This is a genomic window from Stutzerimonas kunmingensis (genome assembly GCF_021432085.1).
Lineage (GTDB): Bacteria > Pseudomonadota > Gammaproteobacteria > Pseudomonadales > Pseudomonadaceae > Stutzerimonas.
The window spans coordinates 3,139,368-3,160,131 of the sequence record NZ_CP090366.1 but is presented as its reverse complement, the minus strand read 5'-3'; the positions used below and the strand labels follow the sequence as shown (position 1 = coordinate 3,160,131).

Genomic DNA, 20,764 nt, shown 5'->3' with positions numbered 1-20,764 from the left:
ATGGTGCAGGATTCGAACAAACAGGCGCAGCCAGCGCCCGTGGACTATATATTTCCGCAGCCGATCCCGCCAAACAGGCGCCATGTTCGAACACACGAGGGACGCATGACTTTCGTTTCACGCTCCACAGGCGAACCGGCAGAGCCGGTCGCCGCCACGAAACCCGATGCGACTGCCGGCGCCTCGGGGCAGGATGTACCGGTCATCGTGCCGGTGGTGTTCGAGGCGGCCCCGGGAGCGCCGGCCAGGCCCCCGGTGCGCCTGTTCCTCGGCACGGAGCCGGCCCAGCACCGTGCGGAACGGATCTTCTTCTACGCACTGGAGCGCGTGCGCGATCCGCTGCGGCGCTACGAGGTCTACCGGATGACCGGCCTGCCGGGTTTCCGCCAGGAAGGCTGGCGTACCGGCTTCACCAACTACCGGTTCGCCATCCCCGACCTGGCCGGCCGGCACGGCCGGGCGATCTACAACGACGTCGACCAGCTGTACACCGCCGACCCCGCGCTGTTGTTCGACCAGTCGATGGACGGCCACGCCTACCTGGCCCTGTCCACTCAGGACACCGCGGTCATGTTGATGGACTGCGAGCGCATGGCGCGCTGCTGGACCTTCGCCAAGGCCTGCCGGGAGAGCAAGAAGGCGCTGCACGCCGAGGCCGCCGCCGAGCCGGGACTATGGGGCGCACTCGATCCGTTGTGGCACGCGCGGGATCTGGAATACCGGCATGGCCAGTCCCGGCTGCTGCATTACACGACGCTGCACCTGCAGCCATGGCGCCCTACGCCCGAGCAGTACTCCTACCATATCCACCCGTACGCCGAATATTTCCTCGGGCTCGAGCAGGCGGCCGACGCGGCGGGTTACGCCATCTACACGGCTGCCCGTCCCAGTCCGGGCTTCGCCGCGGCCTGCCGGCAGCCGGGGCCGCCAGCCTCGCTCACGGCTCTGCCCGCCGAACTCGGCGCCGATCGGGAGGCAGGGACGACCAACCGCCTGGCGCTCGTCGGGTCGTGGGACGCCGGCAGGGCTGAAGACTCGACGGTGCGCTGGTCGTTCGACCAGTTGCGCCGGGACGACCTGCCGGTCTGCGAGACGGTCGCGGCGCACGGCCTGGAGCGTCTGCCGGTGGAGGACATTCCCTGGCTGCTGGCGCGGCTGTTCGAGCAGGCCGGCAAGTGGGTCTACGTGAAGGCGGCGCTCGGGCCGCCGATGTCGCAGCTCGGCAGCGTCTCCGAATGGCGCCTGTTGCTGCGGCGCATCGCCTTGCGCTATCCACAGCGCTGCTGGCAGCTCGACTGCACGGACGCCGAGGGCCGCGTGCATCGCTTCCGCGCCGACTTTCCGCTGCGTTCGGCCGAGCAGAACGGGCAGCCGCGGGTCTGGGTGCTGCTGGGCCAGCATGCCGGCGACAACGCCCAGATCACGGCAATCGCCGAGGCGCTCGGCTGGCCCTACGAACTCAAGCAGCCCGCGGCGGACGAGGATTCGCAGGCAGCGGTGGCCCCGCCCTGGCCGGACCTGGTGATCAGTGCGGGACGGCGCACGGCGCCGTTGGCGCGGCGCATCTGCCAGCGCTCCGGCGGACACACCCGCTCGGTGGTGGTAGGGCGGCCGCGGGCGCCGCTGGGCGACTTCGACCTGGTGCTCACCACGCCGCAGTATGGCCTTCCGCTGCGCGGCAACGTGGTGGACATGCCGGCGCCCTTCACCACCGAGCGGCCGCTGGACGACGCGGCGCTCGAGGCCTGGCGGCAGCGCTTCGCCGAACTGCCGCGGCCTTGGGTCGCGCTGCTGGTCGGGGGCGACAGCACGCCCTATCGGCTGGATGCCGCCGTCGCCGCCGAGCTGGGCCGGCAGGCCAGTGCGGCGGTGGCCGCCCGCGGCGGGTCGCTGCTGGTGTCGACCAGCCCGCGCACGCCGGCCGCCGCCAGCCAGGCGTTGCTGGCGGCGGTCGAGACGCCGGTGTTCAGCTACCGCTTTGGCAGTGGCGACGAGAATCCCTACCGGGCCCTGCTGGCCCTGGCCGATGCCTTCGTGGTCACCGGCGAGAGCGTCTCCATGCTCACCGAGGCCTGCATGACGGGGCGTCCAGTGGCGGTGTTTCCCTTGCCCGTCCGCCGCCACATGAAAGCCCGGCTGCACCATGCGCTCGAACGCCGCCTGGGCATCATCGACCGGGCGGCGGGCAGTCGCGGCACGCCGCGGCAGCAGGATCGGGTCGGGCGGATCTATGACGGGCTGGTCGCGGCGGGGCGGATCAAGCGTGAACGGCGCACCGAGGAAGTCCACCTGGCCTTGGGCGTAGCACCGCTGCCGGAAGGACTGGAACAGCCGCCGGGACTGTCACCCGCGCAACTGGCTCAGGCCCGGGCTCGGGCGCTGACGGCGATCCGGGAGCTGATCGAAGGCGAGCGGCCCCTTTGAGGCGCGAAGCCGCCGCATGATGGCCGAAGACCGGCCGAGCGGGGCGGCACGAGGAGTACTGGATGAACGACATGGCAAGTGCGGTTCCCAAGAAGGACAAGGTCAAGCGCAGCATGCTCTACCAGACCGGCAAGAAGCTGCGGCCGCTGCTCAACCGGTTCCTCTCGAAGCATTCGCTGGTGGGTGACCCGCCGGTGTTCGACAAGGCCGCGTTCCCCTGGACGGCCGAGCTGGAACGCCACTGGCCGGTCATCCGCGCGGAGCTGGACGCGCTGCTCCGACAGGGCACGGCGATCCCCGCGCTGCGCGACATATCCCCCGATCACCGGCGCATTGCCGAAGGCAGCTGGCGCTCGTTCTTCCTCTGGGGCTACGGCTACCGGATCGACGAAGGTTGCCGTCGCTGCCCGCGCACCGCCGAAGCGCTGGCGGTGGTGCCCGGCCTCAACAGCGCGTTCTTCTCCATCCTCGAGCCCGGCGCCCACATCCCCCGGCATACCGGGGTGACCAAGCGGATCATGACCTGCCACCTGGGCGTGGTCACGCCGACGGCGCGCGAGCGCTGCCGTATCCAGGTCGGCCCGGAAACGCGCCACTGGTGCGAAGGGGAATGCCTGGTGTTCGACGACACCTACCCGCACGAGGTGTGGAACGACACCGAGCAGACCCGCGTGGTCCTGCTGATCCAGTTCAAGCGCCCGCTGCGCCTGCCCGGCCGGCTGCTCGGCGACCTGTTCCTCGGCGCGGTGCGGTGCAGCCCTTTCGTGCAGGAGGCGCGGCGCAACCTGGCCGCCTGGGACCAGGCGCACAAGCTGCTGGACGACTGATCCGCGAGCCTTCGGACCCGCTCAGCGTTGCAGCCCGCGCTCCCAGGCGCGGTGGTTACGGCGGGCGTCCTGGATGAACGGCGACCAGCGGATCAGCTGCAGCACCACCCGGTTGAGCCAGGCGCCGGGCCACGCCAGCGGCCGCCGCACATCGAGGAACAGCACCACCCGGGTGCCGTCGGTGTCGTTCCACACCTGGTGGCGGAAGGTGTCGTCGAAGATCAGGAACCGGCCCGCTTCCCAGTGCCGCGTCTGATCGCCGACCTGGATGCGGCACTGTTCCCTCGGTTCGGGCACGATCAGGCCCAGATGGGCGCGCAGCAGGCCGTTGTACGGCCCGCGGTGGGGCGGAATGTGCTTGCCCGGCGCCAGGATCGAGAAGAACGCGGTGAACATGCCGGGAATGGACTCCACCAGCCGGGTGGTCTCCGGGCAGCGCGCGCAGTTGCCGTCCATCTTGTAGCCGTAGCCGTAGAGAAAGAACGTCTTCCAGCGATCGTCCTGAGTGATGTTGAGCTGGTCCCGGGAGATGTCCTGGAAGTTGGGGATGTCGTCCTGGCGGGTGAGCACCTGGTCCAGCTCGCGGCGTATCACCTCCCACTGGGCTTCGAGCGGGGCCGTCCAGGCGAACTGCGCAGGCTCGAAGAAGGGCGTCACACCCACCTTCGAGTAGCGCCGGATCGCGTTTTCCAGCCGCTTGATGAGCCACAGGCCCACGGCCACGCTGGGCCGATGCTTGCGCTTGCGCTTGCGCTTGGGCCGGCCTGCATCGATTTGGTTGTTCGTTTGGCTCATGAATCCTCCGGAAGACGTTTCGGATGATGCGATGCGATGAAGGCCTTGCGGCGGCCACCGTATTAAACCTAGCGCAGCCGTCGCTCGCGCAGCAGCCGCCAGAGCAATGGCCAGCCGAAGATCAGCGGGTGTCGTCGCATCCGCGGACTGATCTCCACAGGGTGCCCCAGGTGGCGCTGCAGTTTCCAGACGACGTAGTCCACGCCATTTTCGAAGGTGAACACCGCCTTGACCAGCCGCAGCACGTTCAGCGTCCGGCCCTGGAGGCGCCGCAGTTTCCAGCGGCGTGCCGCGCGCCGGCGAACCGTTGCGGTGGCCAGGTTGAGGTAGCCGTCGTCGCGGCCGGCCTCCGCCTGCAGGCCCGGGACCGCCGAAGCGGCCGCGCGGGTGATGCGGCGATAATGATCCCGGTCATGTTGCGCCAGTTGCGCCGGCCGGTCGGCGGCCTCCGGGCGCAGCTCGGTCGCATAGCTGAGGGCGAGCCCGCGCTGCCAGAGGAGCTGGCTGTCGAGCCGTGCGGGCTGGCAGGGGACGACCTGGTTCAGGAAGGTCACCACCGCACGCGCCATGGCCTGCAGGATGCGCCGCTCGACGTCGGGATCACGGGCGTACACCAGCCGCGACGGCTGTGCGAAGCGTCCCCACAGGTAGCTCTGGAACCACAGCGCGGTGCCGTGTTCGAGGTCGGCCAGCGAGAGGACGGCGCATTTGGCCTGGATGGTTTGGCCGGTCGCCGTGTCGGCCCGCAGCGGGAAGACGTTCGGCGGCAGCCAGGCGTTGGCCAGGCGCAAGGCCCGGCCGGGATGGGCGTGCCGGTAGTCGTCGACGATGGCGTAGAGGTCCACCAGCCCTTCCGCCGGGTCGACGTTGCGCAGGCAGGAGCCGTAGAACAGCACCGCCACCAGCGCCTCGCCGAAGCGTGCGTGAAGCGCATCGCATAACGGCTGCAGCACCGCGGCCACCGGAAGGGCCGCCTGGCGGGCGATTTCCTCCACCAGCTCAGGTGGCGGGGCGGGCAAGGTGCGGAGGCTGCGCATCGGCGGTCAGAAGCTCAGGAAGCGCAGCGGGCGCGTCGCGGCAATGCGGATCGGGGCATCCGCCCGGAACAATTCGCCGTCGAGGATGAACTCCTGCGGGCCGGTCAGCTGGAGTGTCTCCACATTGTGGCTGACGTAGCCGTCCTGCTCCCGGGCGACGCCGCCGCCGTGCCCGCTGAGCAGTCTTGGCAGCATCCAGGCCAAGCGCCGCGGGCGATGGGCGACGGCGGTGACGTGCAGCGGGGCCGGTTCCGTCCCCCAGTAAGGCCGGCAGCCGATCAGCAGGCGGTCCAGCGTGGAGGCCAGCACCAGCAGCCAGTCGCCGTTCCGGCAGGCGTCCGCCATCTCGAGCTTCGCCGGCATCGGCGGCAGCAAGCGGCTAGGCTTGTTGCGCAGCAGCGACAGCAGCAGCCGGCCGAAGGCCAACGCGGGGCCGACGACGCCGCGCACGCCGGTGGGGCGGACCTGTTCGTGGTAGTAGCGCACGCCGTTGAGAACGGCGCCGGTGCCGAAGAACAGGCCGAACTGCGGTTCGAAGCCTGGGCCGGCGTCGATGCGCAGCACCGGCCGCGCGGTCGCGCCCGGGGTATCGCCGCCGCCGTCCAGCCAGGCTGCGAGCGCGCGTAGCGCGGGCTCGGGTTTGTGCCGCGCGCCGAGGTCGGCGGCGCTCATGTTGGTGGTGCCGGCAGGGATGACCAGCAGGTCCGGCACTGCGCCGTCCGGCTGCCGCAGCAGCGCCGTAAGCAAGCCCTGCAACGTGCCGTCGCCGCCGATGACCACGATCAGCCCGGGCGGGTCGGCACGCCACTCGCGCACGGCCTCGGCCATCGCGGCAGGCATAGAGGCTTCGCGGACCGACACGCCCGGTATCGATGCAGCGAGGCCGCGCAGGGTCGCCAGCCGTCGTTGCATGCGCCCGCTCTGCGGGTTCAGCAGCAACGCGACGTGCCGGGGACGGCCCGTTGGTTCAGGCATCGTTGAGCCCCGAGCGTGGCGCGAACAGACGAACGACCGGCCGGTGCCGCTCGGCCTTCAGGTCGACCTGGCTGAGCCAGGGTTGCAGGTCGGCGCCACGCTGGCGCAGGGCGATCGCCCAGATCACCCGCACCGCCAGTACCAGCGTCGAGATCAGCGTCCAGAGTGCGACGAGCAGCAGGCCGATGTCGTTGGCCTGTGCCAGCCAGGCTAGGCTGAGCAACAGCAGGTTGGGGTTGCGCCGCGCGGTGAACAGGCGGTTGACCGAGTCGAACGGGCGCCAGAGAAACAGCGAGAAGGGCGCGGCGAACTTGAACGCGCCTTCGCACAGCCGGCCGGCCACGTAGCCGACGAAGATCGCCCAGCACACGCCGCTCAGCGACAGGGCATGGTCCCAGCTCGCCGCCAGCCCGACGCCCCAGGCGATGTACCACAGGGGCGGGTGGACCAGGTCCAGGGCGTGGTCGAAGAGGTTGCCGAAACGCGTCGAGGTGACGGTCACCCGGGCCAGCTTGCCGTCGACCGTGTCAAGGAAGGTCATCACCCAGCCCGCTAGCAGACCTGCGCCAAACTGGCCGTGCCAGAACCACCATCCGGCGAGGATCGCCAGTACGTAGCTGGCCCCGGTGACGTGGTTCGGGCTCAGCCCCAAGCGTACGCAGAGGCCGGTCACCCAGCGTGCCGGCACCGGCCACACGCCCCGGGTAATGAAGTCGGTAACGCCCTTGTAGGCACCGTTGAACAGGGCCTTTTCCAGCTGTGCGCGGTTGGCCTCGGAGATCGGCGCGACCCAGGGCACGTCCAGCTTGCGCAGTTGGGTCTGCAGGCCGGAGGCGACGGTCTCTGGCAAGGTTGTCGGCAAGCTGGTTATGACCGGACCCTCGAGCCGGGCAGCTTTCTCGTCGAGCCGGTCGGCCGGAAGTAGCGCTGCTATGACGTGCCCGTTGTGAGGATCCTGCAACGCGACCCCTTCGCTGCGCAGCAGCCCACGCAGCACGCGCTCGTCGTACAGGTAGTCCTCGCGCAACAACAGCACAACGCCGTCGCGGGGCAGCGGCTGTTCGGCTTCCATCAGCTGCACGTCGGGCAATCTTCGCAGTACGCGCCGGAATCTCTCCCTGGAGGTCAATCCCCATAATTTCACCGTACACTGGCCCACCAAATGGACTTTTGTCGTCATGCGTGTCGCACCCTCGATTGTGGAATAGGTATCGCTGTGTCCAGTTGCCTCATCCGTGTGCGCTCCGGTCGTAACGGGCCACCACCAGCATGGCGGCGCCCAGCAGTACGGCGGCAGGCAGAATACCTACGGCGAGTGGATTGAGCTTGAGCAGAATGCCCAGATTGACCAGGATCTGGTTGACCATGTAGACCAGCAACCCTACCAGCGCGCCCACCGCGAGCTTGCCGGCAAGGCCGGTCGAGCGGCTCTGCCCGAAGGTGAACGGTACCGCGAAAAGAATCATCGCGAGCGTCAGTATCGGATTGCCGAGCTTCTGCCAGAGCGCTACCTGGTACTGACCTGCCGGTTGGCCGGTGCGCTGGAGGAAATCGACGTAGCGATTCAGTTGTACGAATGAAAGGCTTTCAGGCGGCAAGCTGACTTCGCTCAAACGATTGGCCGGAACGAACGATTGCCAGCGCATAATGTCGAGCCGCTCGACCGTTTCCTGATCGCCCGCCCAGCGCTTGACTGTAACCTCATGCAGTTGCCAGAGATTTCCAGCCTGGACCTCCGCGCGTTGTGCCTGGATGTACTGGCTCAGCGCATGGTTCGGCTCGAAGGTGAATATCTCGATCTGGTTGGGTAACTGGCTCGAATCCAGACCACCGATCCGCACCACCTGGTTTTCCTTCATGGCCCAGATGCTGTGGTCCTTTCCGGCTCGGTCGTCGGTCATTGCCAGCGCCAGCGTCCGTATGCGCAGGGCCTTCTGCTGCAACGGCGAGGCCACCCATTCGTCAGTCGCTGCCAGAACCAAGGCCAGGAGCACGCCGGCCATTAGCACAGCGAGGCCGATGCGTGTCATGGAAACCCCAGCAGCGCGCATCACGGTCAGCTCCTGAGTGACGGCCAGCTGCCCAAGGGCGGCTATTCCGCCCAGCAAGGCGATGAAGGGGCCGAGCTCCACCGCTCGACGGGGCAATGTGAAGAGCACGACAGTCAATGCCTGCGCCAGTCGGTAACCGCCCTCCTGCAGATCGTCCAGTTCTTCGACCAGATCAAGCGTACCAAACAGGGGCAGCAGCAGGGCCGCGGCGGCTATGAAGCCAACACACAGGCTGCGCAGCAGGTAGCGGTCGAGTTGCCTCATCGCAGCCGTATGCTCACGATGTCGCGCAGTAACAAGATGATCAACGAGATCGCCATGATCGACGGGACCAGCCAAAGCCCTGGCAACGCAGGCAAGCTGCCGTGACTGACAAGGCTCTTGCAGATATCCCCGCCGAAGAAGACCAGCGCATAGACCGCCGTCACCGGAAGAAGGCTGGCAAAACGCCCCCGGCGGGGCGCCGTCCTGCTCAAGGGAACCGCCAGCAGCGCAAGCAGCAGCGTGCTGAGGCCGCGGGTTTCGCGCCATTGCAACTCGGCCCGGTCCGGTAGTGCGGTGGATTGCCGGAGCCGAGCCGTGGGGGCGGCCTTTCGGCGGGTTTCGCTCGACGATTCGATGGGCGCCAGGTGCATCGTCATCGCGTTGAACGCGACCGACTCGTCTCGCGCTCCGAGATGTTCGAGGGCATACCCGTTGCCCTTGGCGAGTTTTATCACCGGGTCATCCGGGTTCGGGTCGGCGATCCACGCCTGGTCGGCGCGAAACACGTGTGTACGGCGCTGACTGGTGTCGTAAATGAAGGCGTCGTGCAGCTTGCCTGTTCCGTGGTCGATGGTGCGCGCCCAGATCATCCGGCCGTTTTCACGGTTGATGTTGAACCGCTCCGGCAGCAGATGGTTGACATCCAGATCAGTCTTGGATTGCTGCTCAAGATCGAAAGCGTTGGCATAGGCCCAGGGCCTCGCGTCCAGGGAAATCGCTGCCACCAGGAGCGAAACGGGTAATGCAAGAAGCGCCACGGCAAGGTAGATTCGTAACGGACTCATGCCCGAAGCGCTGAGCGCGGTCATCTCGGCGTCGTGATACAAGCGGCCAAGGCCTAGCACGACCGAGACATACACCGCGACCGGAATCAGCACCTCAAGTGCGATAAGCACCTTGTAGTAAACGATGTTGAACACGACGTTCAGGGCAAGGCTGCCATTGGCCGCCTGTGCCAGATAACGTTGCGCCGAATAGGTGGCAAAGACGAAGATTAGGATTCCGAGCATGATCACAAGCGGTCGACGTGTTTCGGCAATGACGTATCGCTCGATGAGCAGCATGAACTCAAGGGCCTACAGTGGTTCCAATCTGGTTAGCCTAACCGGTTCGCCCATTACGCGAAACAATCGGCTAGCATGGCCTGTACGCGCAAAAGCACGGGCTATCGACTGGGCAGATCTGTCCCGGTTCCCTTACTAGGAGACGGCATGACGCAGAGGAACGGGCTTCATCGTGTGGTAATCCTCGCTGCTGGCCAAGGTAGACGGTTACTTCCGTATACCGAAAGCAGCCCCAAATGTTTGATCGAGCTAGGCGGCAAGACCGTCATCGAGTGGCAGATCGACGCACTCCGGGCGACCGGATTCGACGATATCAACGTGGTTGCCGGATACGGGGTCAGCCAGGTCGAAGCCTTGCTAACGCAGCGCTACGGTCACGGCGCCATTTCCATCCACTACAACCCATTCTTCGAGGTGGCCGATAACCTGGCCAGTTGCTGGATGGTGCGGCATGTGATGGAGGGGCAGTTCCTCCTGCTCAATGGTGACACCCTGTTCGATCTGCCGGTGCTCGAGCGCTTGCTGGCAGCGCCGTCTCGGCCCGTTACGCTCGCCGTTGACCAGAAGAGCAGCTACGACAGCGACGACATGAAAGTGTGTCTGGAGGGTGATCGGCTCATGCGGGTAGGCAAGACCCTGCCGCTGGCCAGCGTCGACGGCGAGTCGATCGGAATGATGCGCTTCCAGCCGGAGGGAGCCGAACTTTTTCGCCAGGCGCTGGAGGCCAGCATGCGCACGCCCGAAGCGTTGCAGCGCTGGTACCTGAGCATCATCGACCAGCTGGCGCAAACCACCGGTCAGGTATTCGTCCAGTCCATCGCCGGCCTGAGCTGGGGAGAACTGGACTTTCCGCATGATCTGGAGGCGGCGAAGGCCAAGGTTCGCTCCTGGAGCCAGTCGCCGGCCCTGTCTTACGCCTGAATCGGAGCCGTCCCGGCTACCTCGGCCACGATGCGTTCGACCAGCGCCAGATCCGCTGGCGAGTCGACATCGATGGCCGCTTCGGCGAACGGCATGACGACCGCACCAATCTTGACATCAAGACGACGCGACAGGCGCGCCAGTGCCTCGTCCAGCGTGAGACGGCCAAGCAGATAGCGCATCACCGCCACCGGACCAAGCGCCCCGGAAATGACACGCCGTGGATGCTTGCGCTCCTGCTCGATTCGTCGCCAGAAATCGGCCAGTCTGCGGCCGCGCTCCGTGGTTACGGCGAACAGGTTGCAGCCCGAGTAGGGCCCGCCGCGCAAGCGTATCGGCGTGCGCCGCGTGTCGGGGAAGCGCGCCTGGACGGCGTCCAGCCGGGCGACGCCGACCACGAAGTCGTATTCGCTGGCGGTCGCCTCCCGCAGGAAGTGATCGACCATGACCGAGCTGAGCAACGCATGATCCGCCGTCGTGATCAGAGCCGGCTGCTGCTCGGGTATGCGCTCCAGCGCATTCAGGGCACTCGCGCTGGGCGAGCTGGCGCTCGCCTGCCAGGCGAGCGCGTCGGCTTGCAGCCACTGCTCGATTTGCGGGTCCAGGCGCAGCAATTCACGATCTGGGCCGATCAGCATCGTATGGCTGATATGAGACGAGCCTTGCAATGCATTCACGACCCGGCGGAGCATCGGGATGCCGCCGACCGGGGCCAGCGCCTTGCAGGGCACGCCGGCCGCGCGGGCGACCGCGTCGCCGGCGTGCCTGTCAGCCGCCAGGACGAGCGCGATGTAGTGAACGTCTTCCAATTCGTCTATTCCCAATGGCAAGAGGATCGCACAGTAGCGTTAGCCGTGAATCTCAGATCTGCTTTTCATAGACGCGATAACGCTTGTACTCGCGCGCACCGATGTGCTCAAGAATATTGCGCATCCCCGCGTTACCCTCGAGGATCCACGACATTTCGAGCGCCTCTATTCCGCGCCTGACGAAGGGTGGCTTGAGCGCCTTGATCAGGCACAAGGCCAAGGTGGGGCCCAGACGGCTGAACTGATGCGCCCGACGCACTCCCATCAGCGGTACGCGCGCGGTCTTCGCACCGCGTACCTTCAGCCGCCAAAGCAGCCGCAGCCAGCCGAAGGGCAACAGCCGCCCCCGCATCGGTGCGATCAGCTCGTTCAGGTTTGGCAGCGCCACGATGAAAGCGCTCGGCTCGCCGTCGACCTCGGCGATGTACAGCAGGTCTTTCGGCACCAGGAGCTTGAGGTTGTTGCCAAGTTCTTCGAATTCCGCCTCGGTGAAGGGGACGAAGCCCCAGTTGGCCGACCAGGCATCGTTGAAGATGTCCCGGAGCAGCTGCATCTCCTCACCGAACCGGCTGCGATCGAGCGTGCGCAGCCGTATCCGGCCTTGCCAGCGATCCATCATGCGTCGTAGCGCGGGCGGAAAATTCAGCTCGTCAGTACGCATCCAGTAGGCCAACAGGTCTGTGGCTGGCTGGTAACCGAGTGCGGCGATGCGTGAGTCGTAGTAGGGCTTGCCGTGACCCATCATCGCACTGGGTGGGCTGTCGAAGCCGTTCACCAGCAGGCCGCTCTCCTCGTTGATGGTCAGGCTGAAAGGACCAGTCACGCGAGACGCGCCATGCTGCCGCAGCCAGTGCTCGGCCACATTCAGCAGGCCTTGGAATACCGCAGGATCGTCGACCGCCTCGAGCATACCGAAGTGTCCGGTGTCGCTTCCGTGCAGTTCGCGGTGCAGGTGATCTACCTGGGCCGAGACGCGGCCGACGGGACGGCCCTGCGACCAGGCGATCCAGCCCTGCCAGTCGACGTGGGCGAAAACGGGATTCTTGCGCGCGAGATGCATGCGGCGTTCGAAGTGCAACGGCTCGATCCAGTGAGGATCGTCTCGGTAAAGCAAGCCCGGAAGTCGAACGAAGGTGTTCAGGTCCTTCTTGTTCGATACCGGTTCGATGATGACAGGCGTATTTCCATTTGTGGGTATTCCCATGTACGATTCTCCAGACTCTACGGCCGATGATAGGAAGGTAAGCTGCTTGCGGTCTAGACTCAGCCATGCCGGCCGGCGAGCCGTCGATTCACGAACTTGCGAAAGCCTGCGCATGACGGCAGCCAAGGAACTAAAGGGCTGCCTTAGCTTCCCAGGTTGTATAGGGTATGGTTGCTACACCCGTGCCGGTGTCTTGTTCAGTCGCTAAACTGGCTCAGACCTTTTTCCGATCCAATCCCGCTCGTTTCACTTTTTTCGGAGACAAGTCCTGTCGACAGTTGCGCTGCCGGATTGCCGTTGCGTTTATCAGGACCGTTTGATGGCTGAACTTTATATGTCTGCAACCTGTACTAGACATGCGCTACCCCAGCGACTCGCAGATTTCCCCACGCTTTCAAACGCTCTCGATTACGCCGCTCTCGGGCATACTGGGCTGAATTTCTACGATGGCCGATGCCGTCTCACTGCCGTTGTGCAGTACGCGACGTTGCGCCGGGCGGCGCAGGCGATCGCCAGACAGCTGCGCGGGCTGGGTCTTCAGCGAGGTGACAGGGTGGCGCTGATCGCAGACACCGAACCAGGCTTCATGGAGGTGTTCTTCGGTTGTCAGTACGCCGGTTTCGTACCCGTTCCGCTCCCCATCCCGTCCGGAATGGGCAATCGCGCGCCGTACGTGGAGAAGCTTCGCGGGATGCTCGCCAATTGCATGCCGAGCGCTGTCCTCGCCCCGAAGGAACTCCTCGCTCTGGCTCGGGAAGCGGCGCCTGCAGGGCTCGCCTTTATCGGCTCGGTCGGCGAGCTCAAGTCACAGCCGGTACCGCAGGTCGAGCTGACCCCCTCGCGCCCCGACGAGATCGCCTATCTGCAGTACACCTCTGGCAGCACGCGTTTCCCGCGCGGGGTCGTTGTTACTCAGCGAGCCGTGATGGCCAACCTGCAAGGCATGATCCAGCATGGCCTGGGCGTCAGTCCGCTGGATCGCTGCGTATCCTGGCTGCCGTTCTATCACGACATGGGCCTGGTGGGATTCGTCCTTGGCCCAATGGCATCGCAACTCTCGGTCGACTACTTGCGGACCCAGGACTTCGCCATGCGTCCCAGGCAGTGGCTGAACCTGATCGGCCAAAATGGAGGCACAATTTCGTTCGCCCCGCCGTTTGGCTACGACATTTGCGTGCGCAGGGCCCGGGCCAGCGACGCCGAACAACTGGACCTGAGCAGCTGGCGTATCGCCGGCATCGGTGCAGAGCCCATTCGAGCCGAGGTGCTGGAACGCTTCGCCGAGCAGTTCGCACTGGCGGGGTTTGATCGCAAGGCGTTCCTTCCCTGCTATGGGCTTGCGGAGAGCACGCTCGGGGTCACCTTCGGTCGCCGCAATAGCGGGGTGCGGGTGGAGACGGTGGATCGTCGGGCGATGGAACGCTGCTCAGTCGCAGTGGCGGCCGCTGCCGGCGAGCAGGCTAGCCGCTTTGTCAATTGCGGTCCGGTCCTTCCCGGACACCGGCTGCAGATTCGTGATGGGCAGGGCAAGGTATTGCCTGAGCGGCATGTGGGCCATGTGGTGCTGCAGGGGCCGAGCGTCATGTCCGGCTACTATCGGGATCCGGCATCTACCGGCAAGGTGATCGATACCGGTGGCTGGCTGGACACGGGCGACCTCGGCTACCTCAGCGAGGGCGAGCTATTCGTTACCGGTCGACAAAAGGACGTCCTCATCGTCAGGGGTCGCAATATCTGGCCGCAGGATATCGAGTACCTGGTCGAGTCGCGGCCGGAGATCCGCCCTGGGGACGCCATCGCGTTTGTCGTTCCGGCAGAGCCGGATCCTGTTGTAGTGGTGCAGGTGCAGTGCCGCGTCACCGAGCCGGAAAAACGCGATCTGCTGGTCCGTACCCTGATTAGCCTGATCACCACCGAAATCGGCATCACGGTGACTGTCGAACTGGTGCCGCCGCATTCCTTGCCGCGAACATCTTCCGGCAAGCCGTCGCGTGCAGAAGCGAGGAAACGTTTTCTCGGGCAGATCCCGGCCGATTCCGGGCTGAGCCTGGCGATCACCTGACTGTGCCGCGAACCGTAGCATTGACTGGGGCGACCGGATTCATTGGAACCGTGCTCCGTGAGCGGCTGGTCCGTACAGGCGCACGGGTGCGCGCATTGAGCCGCCAGCACCAGCCGCCGATTGATGGCGTCGAATGGGTAGTCGGCACGCTGGAGGACCGCGGTGCGCTGGCTGCGCTGGTTGCCGGGGCGGACTCGGTCATCCATTGTGCCGGCGCGGTGCGCGGCAGGCGGAAGGAAGATTTTCTTCGAACCAATGTCGAGGGCAGCCTGCGAATGATCGAGGCGGCACGGCGCGGTGGGCAGTGCGAGCGGTTTCTCCTAATCTCGTCGCTGGCAGCCAGACACCCGCAGCTCTCCTGGTACGCGCTATCTAAGTACGAGGCCGAAGCGCAGGTGAGGCAGGCCGCCGGCGACATCGCCGTGACGATCTTCCGGCCCACCGCCGTGTACGGGCCGGGCGACCGTGACGTGCGCCCCTTGCTGGAATGGCTGATGCGCGGCTGGTTATTCGCGCTGGGCCGTTCGAGTGCCCGGCTCAGCTTCCTGCACGTGGACGACCTGGCCGATGCCGCGGTCTGCTGGCTCGAAGCCGCGCCGGCCCCGCCGGCCACCTATGAGCTGGATGATTGCCACCCAGGCGGATATAACTGGAGCGCCATTGCGGCCATTGCAGCACGGGTACGCAATGGGCCGGTCCGTTGCGTCGCGGTTCCCATCGGGCTACTGAAGACGATTGCCCACATCAATATGTCGCTGGCGCGTATTGGCCGCTACTCGCCCATGTTGACCTTGTCTAAGGTTGGCGAACTGGCTCACCCTGATTGGTCCTGCGACAGCCGTCCAGCGCGGGAAGCGCTTGGATGGCATCCACAGACAACACTGAACAAGGCCCTTGAAGAACGACTGTTCTGAAGGAGCCACCGATGAAAGCCGAGGGGTTATTGATGATCGCCGAGCAACAAATATTGGAGCGGCTCCTGTTCCAGATCCGCCGGCTTGCCCCGCCCGGGACCGAGGTTCGACCGGACATCGCGCTGGTCGATGAGCTTGGGCTGGACTCCATGAAGGTCATGGACCTTCTGATGGAGCTCGAGGATGAGTTCGATATTTCGATACCGCTCAATGTGCTGACCGACGTCCGTACGCCTGCCCAACTGGCGCAAGCCGTTTTTACCCTGATGGAGCATGCAGATGGCGCTGTTCGATAAGTTCAGCAAGCTGGCCCAGGAACGGGCTGCGCTGGGGCAGAGCGGATTGAACCCCTTCGGTACTCGCATCGACGAGATTCTTTCGCCGACTGTAGGCCGCATCGGTGATCGCCAAGTCATCCTCGCCGGCACCAACAACTACCTGGGGCTGACTTTTGATCCCGGTTGCATCCAGGCCGGGCAGCAGGCGCTGGCGCAAGAAGGCACGGGCACGACAGGGTCGCGGATGGCAAACGGCAGCTATGGCAGCCACATAGCGTTGGAGGCCGAGCTTGCCGAGTTCATGCAGCGCCGATCGGTGATCGTCTATTCCACCGGCTATCTCGCCAACCTTGGGGTTATTGGCACCCTGGCGGGGCCGTCAGACATCGTTCTGCTCGACGCGGACTGCCACGCCAGCATCTATGACGCCTGCCGGCTGGGCGGCGCGCAGGTCATCCGTTTCCGCCACAACGATGCGGCCGACCTCGAGCGTCGCCTGTTGCGCCTCGGCGAACGGGCGCGCGAGTGCCTGATCGTGGTCGAGGGCATCTACAGCATGCTCGGCGACCGTGCGCCGCTTCGCGAGATCGCCGAGGTCAAGCGGCGGCTGGGCGGGTACCTGCTGGTGGACGAGGCGCATTCGGTCGGCGTGCTCGGCGCCAACGGCCGCGGCCTGGCGGAGGAGCTGGGGGTCGAGGCCGATGTCGACATCGTGCTCGGCACCTTCAGCAAGAGCCTCGGGGCGATCGGCGGTTTCGCCGCGAGCCAGCATGGCGACATGGAACTGCTGCGTTATGCGAGCCGGCCCTACATCTTCACCGCTTCACCGTCCCCGGCGTCGATCGCCTCGGTGCGCGCCGCGCTGCGGGTAATGCAGGCCCGCCCCGAGTTGCGCCAGCGCCTGTGGGCCAATGCGCAGCGCCTCTACCAGGGGCTGGCCGGCCTTGGCTATCGCACTGGCCCGGAGCCGAGCCCGGTGATCGCCGTGTTGCTGGGCTCCGCCCAGGAAGGCATGGCGTTCTGGCAGAGCCTGATCGACCTGGGCGTCTACGTGAACCTGGTGCTGCCGCCGGCGACACCAGGCGGCCAGGCGCTGGTTCGTTGCAGCGTCAGCGCGGCCCACAGCGGCGAGCAGATCGATCGCATCATCCAGGCATTCGCCCGCTTGCGCGATCGCCTGCCGCCAGCGGCTGCGGTGACCGATCATCGCGTGCATACGGGCGGCCTGGCTTGACAGTGGCTACCGGGGGCTCGACGCACGGAAGGCAGGCGTTAACCGGGACGGGCAAGGACCGGGCACCTGGGTCGCCCGCCGCCGCCGTGCCACCTGAACGCCACGAGCCCTGACCATGCGCATGCTCTTCGCCTTCGGCCGCGCCTATCCGACGCGCACGGCCCTGATGCTGGTCAGCCTGCTGCTGGCCGGCCTGGCGGAAGGGGTCGGCTTGACCACCTTGCTCCCGCTGCTGTCGATCACCCTCGGCGACCAGACCCATTCGGGCTTTTCGCTCAAGGTGATCGACGCGCTGCATGCGGTGGGCCTGGAGCCGACCATCGTCACCATGCTGGTCATCATCGTGGTAGGAATGACCGCCAGCAGCACACTGGTGCTGCTTGGCAATCGCCAGGTCGGTTACACCGTGGCGCACGTCGCCACCGACCTGCGGCTGGCGCTGATCCGCGCCTTGCTCGGCAGCCGCTGGGAGTATTACCTGCGCCAGCCCGCCGGAGCCCTGGCCAATGCGGTGGCCACCGAAGCCTACCGCGCGTCCACGGGCTACGAGCATGCGGCGAACATGGTGGCGCTGGTCATTCAAGCCCTCGTCTATGCGGTCATCGCGCTCTTCGTATCCTGGCCCGCCACACTGATTTCGCTGCTGCTCGGGCTGTTCCTGCTGGTCGCCCTGCGCCGGCTGGTCACGGCCTCGCGCAAGGCGGGCAAGAGCCAGACCCGACTGATGCGCGGACTGCTCACCCGCCTCACCGATACCCTGGGGTCGGTCAAGCCGCTCAAGGCCATGGCGCGAGAGGACATCGCCGACTCGCTGCTGCGCCGCGAGGCAGCGGAACTCAACACCGCTATGGAGCGGGAGGTGATGAGCCGGGAGGCCCTACGGGCCTTGCAGGAACCGATGCTGGCAATGCTGGCAGCCGGTGGCCTGTACGCCGGACTGATCGTATTCGAGTTGCCGCTTTCATCGGTGATGGTGCTGATCTTTCTTGTGGTGCGCGTCCTCGGCCTGTTGCACAAGGCCCAGCAACGCTACCACCGGATGGCCGCGCAGGAAGCCGCCTATTGGGCGCTGCAGGGCGCGATCGACACGGCGACGGCTGATGCTGAGCCTCGGGGCGGCGAGCGTGAGCCCACATTGGAGCAGGCGATCGTCTTCGAGGGGGTGTCGTTCGGCTATGGCGACCGGTTGGTTCTGGATACAGTCGATCTTCGGCTTCAAGTGGGCACTTTCACCAGCCTGATTGGCCCTTCGGGCGCCGGTAAGACCACCATCCTCGACCTGCTCAGCCTGTTGCTGGCGCCACAAGCTGGCAGGATCCTCGTCGATGGCGTTCCGATAGACACACTGGACCGCCGGCGCTGGCGGCGTTTCATTGGCTACGTGCCACAGGACACCCTTCTCCTGCATGACAGCGTGCTGGCCAACGTCACCCTGGGTGATCCCGCACTGACCCGGGAGCAGGCCGAGGGTGCTCTGCGGCAGGCCGGCGCCTGGGAGTTCGTCGAGAGAATGCCCGACGGTATGGACAGCGTCGTCGGCGAGCGGGGCGGCAAGCTCTCGGGAGGCCAGCGACAGCGGATCGCCATCGCCCGTGCGCTCGCCCACGGCCCGCGACTGCTTATCCTGGACGAGGCCACCAGTGCGCTCGATCCGGAATCCGAGGAAGCCATCAGCCAGACCCTTCGACGACTGACGCCGGCTATCACCATCATTGCGGTGTCCCACAGACCGGCACTCGTCAATGTTGCCGATCAAGTGTTCCGCCTGTGCGAAGGCAAGCTCGCGTCGGTGAATCGCGAGCTCGTTCAGCGGGCGTTCAGCTCCGAATAGACGGCCTGCCGTGCTTCACGCGCAAAGCAGCAGCCCATGGAGAACTCTTGAGCTTGCCTCGAGGGAAACCACCGACCGGTGCAAGGAACAGGGCGCTTGGAGAGAACACAAGGAGAGGTCGATTTTAGGTGTCTGTGCGGGGTCAGGTGGCCTACCTACGGCAGGCACCGCCGCCATTGCTCCTATTCTCTCAACAACGTCGCCAACTCCCGCAGCTCCGGGACAGACCAAGGACAACCGAATTCAAAGCTAACCCGCATTTCTCACAGGAAGAGATGCACCGGGCCGTCGGATGCGCGAAAATTGTTGTGCAAAGAACGATTTAGCGCGACAACGGAGAGCGGCCCGATGCAGACACAGTGTAATCCGAAGCAGTACACGTTTTCAGGGGTGGGGCGGCGCGCGGTGGTAGCCGGATTTGATGGCGGTCGGGTGAGTTCGGATGGCGGCGCGTTGCTGCTCAAACAAACCGATGAAGCGGTGGGGTTGTTCGATCGCCTGGCCGGCTGTTTCCAGGACGATCGGATGCCCGAGGCGGTGGAGTTTCCGCTGCGCACGCTGGTGGCGCAGCGGGTGATGGGCATCGCGCTGGGCTACGAGGATCTCAACGATCACGAGCAACTGCGCCACGACCCGCTGCTGGGCGCGGTGATCGGCAAGCTGCAGTCCGGACGTGCGCGCTGTGCGCCCTTGGCCGGCAAGAGCACGCTCAACCGGCTGGAGCGCTTCCAGGCGCAGGGCAGTTCGCGCTATCACAAGATCCGGCCGCAGGCCGGCATGATCGAGGATCTGTTCGTCGATCTGTTTCTGGACGCCCACCGCAGGCCGCCAGAGGAGATCATCCTGGATCTGGATGCCACCGACGATCCGCTGCATGGGCAGCAGGAGGGCCGGTTCTTTCACGGCTACTACGGGGGTTACTGTTACCTGCCGCTGTACATCTTCTGCGGCCGTCACCTGCTGTGCGCCAAGTTGCGCCCGGCCAACGTCGATGGCGCCGCCGGGGCGCTGGAAGAGGTGCAACGCATCGTCAAGCAGATTCGCGCCCGCTGGCCAGACACGCGCATCGTGCTGCGCGCCGACTCGGGGTTCTGCCGGGATGACCTGATGACTTGGTGCGAAGCACAGTCGGTCGATTATGTCTTCGGACTGGCGCGCAACGCGCGCCTGACCCGGGCCATCGGCCCGAGCCTGCGGCAGGCCCAGGCGCAGTGCGAAGCGACGGGAGTCCCGGCACGGGTGTTCCAGGAACTGCACTACCGCACGAGGAAAAGCTGGAGCGCCGAGCGCCGGGTGGTGGCCAAGGCCGAGGCCTTGCCGGGCAAGACCAACCCACGCTTCGTGGTGACCACGCTTGCGGTCGGGGACTGGCCGGACAAGGCGCTGTATGAGGATCTCTACTGCGCGCGCGGCGAGATGGAGAACCGCATCAAGGAGTGTCAGCTCGACCTGTTCGCCGACCGCACCTCCACCGCGACGCTGCGCAGCAACCAGCTGCGGCTGTGGCTGTCCTCGTTCGCCTACGTGCTGCTCGAAAGCCTGCGCAGGCTGGCGCTGTCGGGGACCGAACTGGCCCAGGCCACGGCCGGTAGCATCCGCCTGAAGCTGCTCAAGATCGGCGCGGTCATCACCGTGAGCGTGCGCCGGGTCAAAGTGGCCATGAGTTCGGCCTTCCCGCAGCAGGAGGTGTTCGATCACGCCTTCGATGTCTTGAGCGCCGCGGCGCGCTGACAGCCGCACACCCACCGTCCCCCTCCACATCACACCCCGTCCACCCTGCCGCAAGCGCCTTGTTCAAGCGCGCTCGCAGGCGCTTGCCCGAAATCAGCGCTGTCGGCAGCCTGCGCCACCTGCGACGACCTGCGTCCGTCAAAACGGCCCAATGCGCAGGGCTGTGAGAAATGCGGGCTAGCGCGGCAACCAAGCAGAACCTGCGATGTGCGTCGGATGTAAGCGAGCTCAATTTCGACCTGCAGCCGGTCCGGCTTCTCAAGCTTGCAGTGACGGCTTTTTCGGGGAGAGATGGGGCAGTGAATAGCCTTGCTGACTGCGCCGCACCCCTTCTGCCATGAGC

At 65.7% G+C, this 20,764-nt stretch carries 17 protein-coding genes; 9 read left to right on the top strand and 8 right to left on the bottom strand.

Annotated elements, in window-relative coordinates; translation table 11 throughout:
• Window positions 1-105: 105 nt before the first annotated feature.
• Together LW136_RS14865 and LW136_RS14860 are read left to right on the top strand one after the other, a co-directional pair.
• Window positions 106-2,424: a mitochondrial fission ELM1 family protein gene (locus LW136_RS14865; protein WP_207858620.1), complete on the top strand. Its 2,319-nt coding sequence runs from the start codon at window positions 106-108 to the stop codon at window positions 2,422-2,424.
• Between the two features lie 62 nt (window positions 2,425-2,486).
• Window positions 2,487-3,251, top strand: coding sequence for an aspartyl/asparaginyl beta-hydroxylase domain-containing protein (locus tag LW136_RS14860; protein ID WP_207858621.1), 765 nt, complete (start codon window positions 2,487-2,489; stop codon window positions 3,249-3,251).
• 21 nt (window positions 3,252-3,272) lie between these two features.
• Here LW136_RS14860 and LW136_RS14855 read toward each other — a convergent pair whose 3' ends face one another.
• The 6 genes from LW136_RS14855 to lptF all read right to left on the bottom strand — a co-directional run bounded on the left by LW136_RS14855 (window position 3,273) and on the right by lptF (window position 9,437).
• On the bottom strand, window positions 3,273-4,046 hold the full coding sequence (locus LW136_RS14855; RefSeq protein ID WP_207858623.1) for an aspartyl/asparaginyl beta-hydroxylase domain-containing protein: 774 nt from the start codon (window positions 4,044-4,046) through the stop codon (window positions 3,273-3,275).
• Window positions 4,047-4,114: 68 nt separating this feature from the next.
• Window positions 4,115-5,083, bottom strand: a complete 969-nt coding sequence (locus tag LW136_RS14850) for a hypothetical protein (RefSeq protein WP_207858626.1) — start codon at window positions 5,081-5,083, stop codon at window positions 4,115-4,117.
• A 6-nt stretch (window positions 5,084-5,089) separates the two neighbouring features.
• A complete protein-coding gene (locus LW136_RS14845; protein WP_230697870.1) occupies window positions 5,090-5,995 on the bottom strand; it encodes a diacylglycerol/lipid kinase family protein in 906 nt (301 codons plus the stop codon).
• Between the two features lie 55 nt (window positions 5,996-6,050).
• Window positions 6,051-7,130: a CDP-alcohol phosphatidyltransferase family protein gene (locus LW136_RS14840; RefSeq protein ID WP_230697869.1), complete on the bottom strand. Its 1,080-nt coding sequence runs from the start codon at window positions 7,128-7,130 to the stop codon at window positions 6,051-6,053.
• Between the two features lie 157 nt (window positions 7,131-7,287).
• The gene (lptG, locus tag LW136_RS14835) at window positions 7,288-8,373 is read right to left on the bottom strand and encodes an LPS export ABC transporter permease LptG (RefSeq protein WP_207858632.1); all 1,086 of its coding nucleotides are present in this window, start codon (window positions 8,371-8,373) and stop codon (window positions 7,288-7,290) included.
• A complete protein-coding gene (gene lptF, locus LW136_RS14830) occupies window positions 8,370-9,437 on the bottom strand; it encodes an LPS export ABC transporter permease LptF (RefSeq protein ID WP_207858636.1) in 1,068 nt (355 codons plus the stop codon). Before lptF ends, lptG begins: the two co-directional genes overlap by 4 nt.
• A gap of 147 nt (window positions 9,438-9,584) precedes the next feature.
• On the opposite strand from lptF, the gene LW136_RS14825 reads away from it, so the two are divergent.
• On the top strand, window positions 9,585-10,358 hold the full coding sequence (locus tag LW136_RS14825; protein ID WP_230697868.1) for a phosphocholine cytidylyltransferase family protein: 774 nt from the start codon (window positions 9,585-9,587) through the stop codon (window positions 10,356-10,358).
• Here the strand turns inward: LW136_RS14825 and LW136_RS14820 are convergent.
• Both LW136_RS14820 and LW136_RS14815 read right to left on the bottom strand, forming a co-directional pair.
• Window positions 10,349-11,167, bottom strand: coding sequence for an NTP transferase domain-containing protein (locus LW136_RS14820; protein WP_230697867.1), 819 nt, complete (start codon window positions 11,165-11,167; stop codon window positions 10,349-10,351). The genes LW136_RS14825 and LW136_RS14820 overlap by 10 nt on opposite strands.
• A gap of 52 nt (window positions 11,168-11,219) precedes the next feature.
• On the bottom strand, window positions 11,220-12,485 hold the full coding sequence (locus LW136_RS14815; protein ID WP_234173168.1) for an N-acetyltransferase: 1,266 nt from the start codon (window positions 12,483-12,485) through the stop codon (window positions 11,220-11,222).
• Window positions 12,486-12,690: 205 nt separating this feature from the next.
• Between LW136_RS14815 and LW136_RS14810 the strand changes: the two genes are divergently transcribed.
• From LW136_RS14810 to LW136_RS14785, 6 genes are all read left to right on the top strand, one after another.
• Window positions 12,691-14,433 carry a fatty acyl-AMP ligase gene (locus LW136_RS14810; RefSeq protein ID WP_207858640.1) on the top strand — a complete coding sequence of 581 codons (1,743 nt, stop codon included), beginning with the start codon at window positions 12,691-12,693 and terminating at the stop codon, window positions 14,431-14,433.
• Between the two features lie 2 nt (window positions 14,434-14,435).
• On the top strand, window positions 14,436-15,347 hold the full coding sequence (locus LW136_RS14805) for an NAD-dependent epimerase/dehydratase family protein (protein ID WP_207858641.1): 912 nt from the start codon (window positions 14,436-14,438) through the stop codon (window positions 15,345-15,347).
• 11 nt (window positions 15,348-15,358) lie between these two features.
• Window positions 15,359-15,643, top strand: coding sequence for an acyl carrier protein (locus LW136_RS14800; RefSeq protein WP_230697866.1), 285 nt, complete (start codon window positions 15,359-15,361; stop codon window positions 15,641-15,643).
• Window positions 15,627-16,859 carry a serine palmitoyltransferase gene (spt, locus tag LW136_RS14795; protein WP_207858642.1) on the top strand — a complete coding sequence of 411 codons (1,233 nt, stop codon included), beginning with the start codon at window positions 15,627-15,629 and terminating at the stop codon, window positions 16,857-16,859. Before LW136_RS14800 ends, spt begins: the two co-directional genes overlap by 17 nt.
• 121 nt (window positions 16,860-16,980) lie before the next feature.
• Entirely contained in the window at window positions 16,981-18,690 is a 1,710-nt protein-coding gene (locus LW136_RS14790) for an ABC transporter ATP-binding protein (protein ID WP_234173167.1), read from the top strand.
• Between the two features lie 348 nt (window positions 18,691-19,038).
• Complete coding sequence (locus LW136_RS14785; RefSeq protein ID WP_034018616.1) at window positions 19,039-20,421, top strand: IS1380 family transposase; 1,383 nt, start codon at window positions 19,039-19,041, stop codon at window positions 20,419-20,421.
• Window positions 20,422-20,764 lie beyond the last annotated feature (343 nt).